Annotated in this window: 8 protein-coding genes; 3 read left to right on the top strand and 5 right to left on the bottom strand. The window is 61.7% G+C overall.

Going from position 1 to position 8,805, the window contains the following annotated elements:
* Positions 1 to 204: 204 nt before the first annotated feature.
* On the top strand, positions 205 to 1,176 hold the full coding sequence (locus tag QM716_RS19565; protein WP_283305730.1) for a proline dehydrogenase family protein: 972 nt from the start codon (positions 205 to 207) through the stop codon (positions 1,174 to 1,176).
* A gap of 61 nt (positions 1,177 to 1,237) precedes the next feature.
* Here QM716_RS19565 and QM716_RS19560 read toward each other — a convergent pair whose 3' ends face one another.
* The 3 genes from QM716_RS19560 to QM716_RS19550 form a co-directional block, all read right to left on the bottom strand.
* Positions 1,238 to 1,681, bottom strand: coding sequence for an SRPBCC family protein (locus QM716_RS19560; protein WP_019746286.1), 444 nt, complete (start codon positions 1,679 to 1,681; stop codon positions 1,238 to 1,240).
* A gap of 3 nt (positions 1,682 to 1,684) precedes the next feature.
* Positions 1,685 to 3,238: a succinic semialdehyde dehydrogenase gene (locus QM716_RS19555; protein WP_283305729.1), complete on the bottom strand. Its 1,554-nt coding sequence runs from the start codon at positions 3,236 to 3,238 to the stop codon at positions 1,685 to 1,687.
* A gap of 78 nt (positions 3,239 to 3,316) precedes the next feature.
* Positions 3,317 to 4,633, bottom strand: a complete 1,317-nt coding sequence (locus tag QM716_RS19550; RefSeq protein ID WP_283305728.1) for an MFS transporter — start codon at positions 4,631 to 4,633, stop codon at positions 3,317 to 3,319.
* Positions 4,634 to 4,704: 71 nt separating this feature from the next.
* Between QM716_RS19550 and QM716_RS19545 the strand changes: the two genes are divergently transcribed.
* Together QM716_RS19545 and QM716_RS19540 are read left to right on the top strand one after the other, a co-directional pair.
* Positions 4,705 to 5,676, top strand: coding sequence for a GlxA family transcriptional regulator (locus QM716_RS19545; protein WP_283305726.1), 972 nt, complete (start codon positions 4,705 to 4,707; stop codon positions 5,674 to 5,676).
* A gap of 30 nt (positions 5,677 to 5,706) precedes the next feature.
* Entirely contained in the window at positions 5,707 to 6,084 is a 378-nt protein-coding gene (locus QM716_RS19540; RefSeq protein ID WP_003943558.1) for a DUF5313 family protein, read from the top strand.
* A 7-nt stretch (positions 6,085 to 6,091) separates the two neighbouring features.
* Here the strand turns inward: QM716_RS19540 and QM716_RS19535 are convergent, their stop codons facing one another.
* Together QM716_RS19535 and QM716_RS19530 are read right to left on the bottom strand one after the other, a co-directional pair.
* Positions 6,092 to 7,771, bottom strand: a complete 1,680-nt coding sequence (locus QM716_RS19535) for an oleate hydratase (RefSeq protein WP_283305725.1) — start codon at positions 7,769 to 7,771, stop codon at positions 6,092 to 6,094.
* Positions 7,772 to 7,865: 94 nt separating this feature from the next.
* Positions 7,866 to 8,744, bottom strand: a complete 879-nt coding sequence (locus tag QM716_RS19530) for a TetR-type transcription factor C-terminal domain-containing protein (RefSeq protein WP_283305724.1) — start codon at positions 8,742 to 8,744, stop codon at positions 7,866 to 7,868.
* Between the last annotated feature and the right edge of the window lie 61 nt (positions 8,745 to 8,805).

Raw genomic sequence — 8,805 nt, 5'->3', positions numbered from 1 at the left:
TGGTCGGGCCGACCGTGTCCACGATGCGGGCCTCGGCGGCCATGCTCGCGACGTTCTTGCATTTCTGGGTTGTTGTGTGGGGCGTACATGTTGTCCTCCTGGACTGTCTGTGTTTGTTTGACGTATCGACGATATATCGACAATAGATCGAACGCAAGGGTGCGGAGAATAATTCCCGCACCCGCGTCCAGATACGCTGAAGCGGTGAACACGGATCTGCTAGCCGAGGCCGCGGACGTCCTACGCCGCCTCGCACTCGACGAATCTCTGAAAGAACGCACCATGGCGGACGCTGCGACGGCAGCACTCGCGCGGAAAATCGCTGCTCGCTACATCGGCGGCGAAACCATCGACGACGCTTTCGACCGACTCCCCTCGATCTTCGCGCGAGGACACAAGGCGAGCATCGAATACACCGGGGAAAGCGTCCGGGATCCCGAACTCGCGAACGCCGAAACCGATGTATTCGTGGAACTGGCGGAACGGATCGGAACGTCGGGTGTCGACAGCACCGTGTCGTTCGACCTCTCGCACATCGGCTTGGTGATCGATCCGGAGCAATGCTTTCGCAATGTCGTGCGCCTGGCCGAGACCACCGAACGCGCAGGTGCCGAGCTGATCATCTCCGCCGAAGCGTCCGACCGCACCGACCTGGTCCTCGACATGCACGCGCGGTTGGCCGAGCGCTTCACTCACGTGGGAATCACCGTTCAGGCCCGACTGCACCGCACCGCAAAGGATCTCGCTGCTCTACTCGACCGACCCGGTCGCATCCGGTTGGTGAAGGGCGCCTTCCTCGAAGCCGAGTCCGTCGCCTACCCGCGCGGAAGTGCCGAACTGCGTGGCACGTATCTCGACTACGCCGCCCGGATCGTCGACTCGGGCCACCAGGTTTCCATCGCGACGCATGACCGCGACATCCTCGAAGCATTACGTGCCGAGCATGATTCGAAGCTCAGAGCCGAGCACGTCGAGTTCGAGATGCTGCTCGGCCTCGGCACCGAGCAGCTGGACACCCTCCGAGCAGCGGGCTTCACCACACGCGAGTACGTCATCTTCGGAACACAGTGGTGGCTGTATGTGCTCAATCGCATCGCCGAAGAACCGGAGCGTGTCTACACCGCGCTCATCGACGCGGCGCTCATCGACACCGCGCCTATCGGCACTGCAAACTAGATCGCCAACAACAGAAGTGGGGCCGTACTCGAATCGAGTGCAGCCCCACTTGTGTAAGTTTCTAGCTCTCCAGAAACGCCTTGATGCGCGCCAGCGTGGTTTCCATTCCGGTCTGCATCAGCTGATCTCGCCCCCGACCGAGTAGGCCGCTACCCGACATCATGCGCACGTAAAGCGCAGGCGTCGCATAGATCTCACGAGTCTCGGTGAGCACAGTGCCCGTTCCCGAAGGCTCGAGCACGTAGGTCCACCGCGCTTTCGGCTCATCCGATTCGAAGGAGAACTTCCGGCAGTCGACCACGTCGACCACCGTGCAGTGCGTGCTCCAGCGAATCAGACCGTGCTTGTTCGTGCCCTTGAACTTTGCACCCACCGTGCCCGGAGTTCCGGAAGTCCACGTGCCGCCGGTGTTTTCAGGACTGAAGCGACCCATACCCTCGATGTCGCTGACAACCTTCCACACCGATACCGGCGTTGCCTCGATATACGCGCTGGCGGTTTCCACCCGTTACCGGCCCGGAACCCAGGACATGATCTTGATGGCGTGAGGCATGAGCTTTGCCCACACCTTGGCCGGAAGTCCGCGCGGTCCACCGAGATTCATGACGCGAGTGGTAGCAACGGTCTGCGGTTCGGTGTACTTGATCAGACCCTCGGGGCCGTGACGACGACCGACGCCCGAGACACCCATGCCGCCCATCGGTGCAGCGGTACTGCCCCAGGTAGGTGCGTAACCCTCGTCGACGTTGACGGTGCCTGCGTGGATGCGCGCTGCGATGGCTTCACCGGCGGCCTTGCTTCCCGCCCACACACTGGCGTTGAGGCCGTACTCGGTGTCGTTGGCCTGAGCGATGGCCTCTTCGACGTCCTTGACGGGGTAGATCGAGACGAGCGGCCCGAAGGTCTCGTCGCGGTAGCACTCGGCGTCCTCGGGAACCCCGGTGAGCAGCGTGGGCTCGTAGAACAGCGGTCCGATGTCCGGGCGAGCCTTGCCGCCGGCAATGACGGTGGCGCCCTTGACGACTGCGTCGTCGACATGAGCGGAGATGGCCTTGACCTGTGCCTCGGAGACGAGGCTGCCCATCTCGATTCCGAATTCGTAACCGGCGGCGAGATTCATCTTCTTGACGCGGTCACCGAACATACGGATGAACTCGGGTGCGATGGACTCTTCGACGTAGATGCGCTCGATGGAGATGCACAGCTGACCGGAGTTGGAGAAGCACGCTCGCACAGCGGCGTCGGTGACCTCGCGCAGGTCTGCGCCGGCGGCGACGATCATCGGGTTCTTGCCACCGAGTTCGGCCGAGAAGCCGATCAGTCGACGGCCGGCCTGCTCGGCGAGGAGCTGACCGGTCGCGGTGGAACCGGTGAACATGAGGTAGTCGGTGTTCTCGACCAGGGCGGTGCCGACGACGGAGCCCGGTCCCGGAACCACGGCGAAGAGGTCGCGGGGCAGACCCGCCTTGTAGAGCAGTTCGACGCAGGCGAGCGCGCAGTACGGCGTCTGGCTGTCCGGCTTGAGGACAACGGCGTTACCGGCGAGCAGCGCAGCGATGGCGTCGGACACGGCCAGCGTCATCGGGTAGTTCCACGGCGAGATGACGCCGACGACACCCTTGGGCTGGTAGCGGACGACGGTCTTCGTCAGGCCCGGGAGCATGCCGGAGACGCGACGCGGACGCAGCAGCTTCGGCGCCACGCGTGCGTAGTGACGCGACGTCATCGAGATGTCGAGGACTTCTTCCTGAGCTGCGGTACGCGACTTTCCGGTCTCGGCCTGAGCCATGTCCATGAGTGCATCGCGGTTCTCGAGGATGAGGTCGCGGTAGCGGTGGAAGACGGCAGCGCGATCGAGGACGGAGCGCTTGGCCCATTCCTTCTGGGCGACGCGCGCACGGGCGATGGCCGCAAGTGCGTCGTCGGCGGTGCCGACGGGGATGGTCGCCAGCGCCTTGCCGGTGAACACCTCGGTGATGGACTTCGTCGGGCGATCGGCAACATTGTCGATGGCGATCAGATCGGCGAGCCGCGAGAAGGTCGCAGCGGACGGAGCAGGCATTTCAGTACCCCTACTGGTGAGTAGTTCTTGGAGTTACACACAACTTACCCCGTCGGTGGTACCGATCACAGTGCCGAATCAGACAGAGTCAACCAATACTGCCTCTTTCGGACGTTTTGCGATCAACAACGACATGACTGCAGCGATCGCACACAGCGCGCCGGCCACGAAGAACGCGGCGTCGTACGAGCCGATCTGGTCGCGAACGAGGCCGGCCAAGAAGGCCACCAGACCCGCACCGATCTGATGAGATGCCAACACCCACCCGAACACGATGGGAGCGTCGGCGCCGAAGTGCTGACGGCACAACGCGACGGTCGGCGGAACCGTCGCCACCCAATCGAGCCCGTAGAAGATGACAAAGGCGATCATCGGCGGATTCACGGTGTTGGCGAGCAACAACGGCAGAAACAGCAGCGAGATTCCGCGGAACAGGTAGTAGATGCCGAGAAGTTTTCGCGAGTCCATGCGGTCGGTGAACCAACCCGAAGCGATGGTGCCGACCATGTCGAGGATTCCGATCAACGCCAACAGTGACGCGGCCGTGGTGATCGGCATTCCGTGATCGTGCGACGCCGGAACGAAGTGCGTGCCGATCAGACCGTTGGTGCTCGCGCCGCAGATCGCGAAGGTACCGGCGAGAAGCCAGAACACCTTGGTCTTCGACGCCATGACCAGCACCGAGATCGCGCGGGCTCCGGCGCCGCCACGCTGGTAGACAGGCTTGGCGGGTGGGGTGTAATCGGCGGGGGCGCCGTAAGGCGTCGTTCCGACGTCGGACGGATAGTTGCGGAGGAACAGCAAAACGAACGGTACGACGGCCAGTGCGGCGAACGAGACCGTGAAGGCGACGCTCTTCCAGTCGTAAGTTTCGGCGATCTTCGCCAAGACGGGCAGGAACACCAGCTGACCGGCCGCACCACCGGCGGTGAGAATGCCGGTCACGAGTCCACGCTTCTCGACGAACCAGCGATCGACGACGGTGGCGACAAACGCCAGCGCCATCGAACCCGTACCGAGGCCGACGAAGACGCCCCACAGCAGGATGAGCTGCCAACTCGAGGTCATGAAAATCGTGAGACCACTGCCGAGTGAGATGAGCGCCAACGCCGAGGTGGCGACCGCCCGGATACCGAACCTCTCCATCAAGGCAGCAGCGAAAGGCGAGGTCAACCCGTACAAAATCAGGTTGACCGAGACTGCGGCCGAGATGCTGGCGCGCGACCAACCGAAATCCTCGTGTAGCGGATCGATCAGCACCGATGGTGCAGCACGGAAGCTCGCTGCACCGACCAATGCCAGGAACGCCACGATCGCGACGGACCAGGCGCGGTGAAAGCGCGGCGGGCTCACCTGCTGTGGGCCTGATTCGGGGAGAGCGGTCTCAGAAGTCACAGAGAGAATTCTGCAGTTCGGATTCAATCGAGAACAGTGGCCAGATTGCCAATATATGAAAGAATCGAGCCATGTCTGGTCAGCATCGCGTAGTCGTACTGGCTCTGAATGGAGTCATCCCCTTCGAACTCGGCATCCCGGCGCGCATCTTCGGACGTGCCCTCGATGTCGAGGATCAGCCGCTGTACGAGATCCTGACGTGCACCGTCGACGGCAATCCCGTGCAGACCGACGCAGATTTCAGCATCTCGGTCGACCACGGGAGTGAGCTGCTCGCCACCGCCGACACCGTCGTCATACCCGCGTCGTACGAGCTGGGTCCGGCCTACGAAGACGGCTACCTCTCCCCTGAGTTGGCCACAGCATTCCAACACATCCGGCCGGGCACTCGGCTGGTCTCGATCTGCACCGGTTCGTACATCCTCGCCGCGGCGGGTTTACTCGACGGACTCCGCGCCACCACACACTGGCGCAACACCGACCATTTCCAGCGTGTCTACCCCAAGGTGAACGTGGATCCCGACGTGCTGTTCGTCGACGAAGGCCACATCCTGACCTCGGCCGGGGTGGCGTCAGGGGTCGACCTCTGCCTGCACATCGTCAGGCGCGACCACGGCATGGAAGTGGCGAACACCGTCGCGAGGCGTTGCGTCGTACCGCCGTGGCGCGACGGTGGCCAAGCGCAGTACATCCGGCGCCCACTGGCCGACAAACCCTCGGAGTCGACTGCCGACGCTCGGCATTGGGCCCTCGAACATCTCGACGACCCGATCACCCTGGCGGACCTGGCAACACGCGCCAACATGAGCGTCCGTACGTTCAGTCGTCGATTCCGCGACGAAGTCGGAACGACACCGAACCGCTGGTTGACCAGCAGACGCGTGGATCGCGCACGGGAACTCTTGGAGGAATCCGATCTGTCGATCGATGCAATTGCTGCTCGAACCGGCTTCGGGACTGCGACATCGATGCGTCAACACATGAACGAGGCCCTCGGCGTTTCACCGAGCGCGTACCGCCGCACGTTCAAGGCACCGGTGTAAGCGGCAGTACCAGGCACTATCCTGGAGGCCATGGCCGAACAGACTCGCCCGAACTTTCCTCAGTACTGCGGATACCTCCTGGGGAAGACGCTCCCCGACCGGTACCAGGACTGGGTTCGGAACGATCTGGTCGGCCCGGGTGCCCAGGCCCGCTACATCATTCGTTTCACAGTGCCGGCGACGCTGATTCTCTTGCTGTTCCTCTTGATTCCCGGACCGATCTGGATCCCCTTGGCCATGATGGCCTTGCTGCTCATCCCGCTCGCGTACTTCGTCGTGGCGCTCGGCACCATCTACCGCCGTCACCGCCTACTGAGCCACGGCCTCGATCCCGAATTGCTCGACGAGAAGGCCCAGCGCCGCGCCGATCGCACTCGCGAGGACTACGAGAAGCGGCACGGTCGCTGAGCACCTCTCAGCGGAACATCGTCACTGCGGCCTTCGCGAGGACCTTCGGGTCCTTTTCGTAGTGGTGCATCTTGGTGAGCTTGTCTTCCGGAATCCCCAGGAACTTGTAGACGGCCACCTGCGCGCAGCGCACCGAGTACTGCTCGGTGAACACCATGTCGAACGGCAACTCCGCGAACTGACTGATGAATGCCAGGTTCTTGGAGTGCTTCGGCACCACCAGCGGCCGGTCACCTACTGCGCGCCGATTGAACAGCGCACTGGCGTATGGCATGTGGCTGGGAATCGAATTGACGACGCTGTCCATGATCTCTTGTCTGCGCGCAGCCAGCGCACCGCTCTCGTCGAGCGCCTCGAGATGCCCGAGAGTCTCTTCCATCATTTCCCGGCCGGTCATCTCGATGAACGGCTTCTTCACGTAGTCGCCGTCCTTGCGCGGGAACAGACAGTAGCCCCAGAAGACCCCTTCGTTCTCCTTCTGCGCGTGGTAGTGCGGTTGATGGTGAACCACGATCGACAGAAGGACGTTCGAGTCCACGAAAGTGTTGAGCGCATTTCCGGGGAGTTGCTTGGTGATACGGGAAATCTCGTTGATGAGCTCGTGTGACGAAGTGGTGACGGTGAAGCTGGTCCACTCACTCTGCTCGCGATCCCCGAAGAACTTGTCGGGATTCCCGAGGTCGTAGAAATGCTCGGTAGCCTGCTTCCACAGCAGTGCACTCGGCGCGTACCTCATGTCTTCCACGATCGGGGTGTCCAGATCACCGATCGACGAGCTGTCGGTGATGCTGCCGTTGGTGTCGAAGACGAAATCGCCTTCCGCTACGTCGATTCGGCCCTTCTCACCGGTGCGGACATTCTCGTAGTCGAGCCCCGTCACGATGATCTCGTCCCGGAGCGGGGTGTCCTTGAACACGAACTCGGTGATCTTCAGTTCGTTGACGAACTTCACGCCCCTGCCTTCGAGAAAGGTCCGCATCGGCAAGATGATGCTCTCGTACTGGTTGTACGGCGATCTGGTGACACCGGCGAGCGTCTGAATGCGACTGAACTCGAGAATCATTCGGTTCATGTACCGGCGAAGCTCCATCGCCGAACTCACCCGCTTGAAAGCAAATGTGGTCTCCCACATGTACCAGAAGTTGGTGGTGAAGAAGTGCGGAGTGTCTTCGAACCACTGCTCGATGCTGATGTCGTCGAGTTTCGCCTCGTCTGATTCCGGCAACGTCATCAGCTTCGTCAACAAGTAGCGATCCTTGTTGTCGAATTGCATGTGCTTGTAGTCGTTCTCACCCTTGTTGCGAATGCCGTCTCGGTCGATCAACCGTGCAACATCGTGCGTCGGATGCGCGTGGTCGAAATCGAGAATGTCATCCGTCACCGACTTTCCCGGGTTGTCCAGCGACGGAACCGCACTCAGTACGTCCCAAAGGTTCTCGTAGGTCTCCTCGTTGAGCATGCGCCCGCCACGGTTGATGAAACCCGCGTCGTTTCCGAGTTCGCGATGACCGTACTGGTGTTGGAAGGAAGCGGCAGATTCGCCGTCGTTCGCTCCGTGCATGTCCAGGCCCATGATGGTGATGTCTTCACCGTTCCACTCACCGTCTCGAATCAAATAGACGGCAGCCGAGAGGTTTCCGATGCCGGCGCCGATCATGTAGGCCCTGTGAGACAGCTTGGAAGACATTGTGTTTCGTTCCTTACTCGAGTCGCGGTACGGATACCTTCCAAGCATGGACCTGATTGCCCGCAGGCGCATCACCCGAACCGGATGACGTCCGTCACGGTCGCCGACAGCGCACCAGATCGAGCGCAAAACGCGCGTAGTCGCGTGCAATTTCCTCGGGCGTTTGTGGCCGGTTCGGCCGATACCACTGCGCGACAGAGACACACATCACGACGATTGCACGCGCGGCCTGTCGCGGCCGATCCGTCCCGAACACACCGGCGGCGATTCCGTCGTCGACCTGCTTCGTCATCAACCATTGCTGGTAGTTGCGTGATTCCGTGATACGCAACCTGTTCTCGTCTGTGAGACTGCGCATTTCGCTGGCACCGAGAAAACCTTGATCACGGCGATAGATATGGAACAAGGTCACACATTCGACGAGGAAAGCCAGCCTTTCATAGGGACTTTCGCCCTCGTCGATAGCCGCCAACGATCTCGTGTTGAGTTCGGCCATGGTGAGGTCGAGAATTTCGGCCAACATCTGTTGCTTGCTGGAATAGTGGTGGTACAGACCCGGCACACTCATCTGCGCGCGTTTCGCGATCTCACGCATCGCAGCGCCGTGATACCCGGTCTTCACCATTTCCGCGAGCGCGGCCGCCAACACCGGATCGAACGAACTCGGTCCGAACCTTCGCCACTCGTTCGGACGAAAATATGCGTTCGGGTCCGCGTCGTCGCCACCCCATCGCGGCTGTTCCGGCGGACGCACTATCGCGGCCGGGAGTAGGGCGTCGAAACGCACTCCGAGGATCCCCCCGATCGCCGCCAACCTGTCGACGCTGACCCTGGTCTTCCCGGTCTCGACAGCGCTGAGGGTAGCCGCGCTGACGTCGAGACGCCTGGCCAACTCGCGCAGCGAGAGCCCGCTGTCACGCCGGGCTTGCCGGATCGACGCTCCGATCAGTACGGCATTCTCGAATTCGGACATAGCGTTCAGTATTGCCGAACATTCGATTTCCAACAATGCGATAACCACGGCAATCGCCGAA

The sequence above is a fragment of the Rhodococcus sp. IEGM 1409 genome (assembly GCF_030056735.1).
Taxonomy (GTDB): domain Bacteria; phylum Actinomycetota; class Actinomycetes; order Mycobacteriales; family Mycobacteriaceae; genus Rhodococcus_F.
This window is presented reverse-complemented; position numbering and strand designations above follow the sequence as displayed.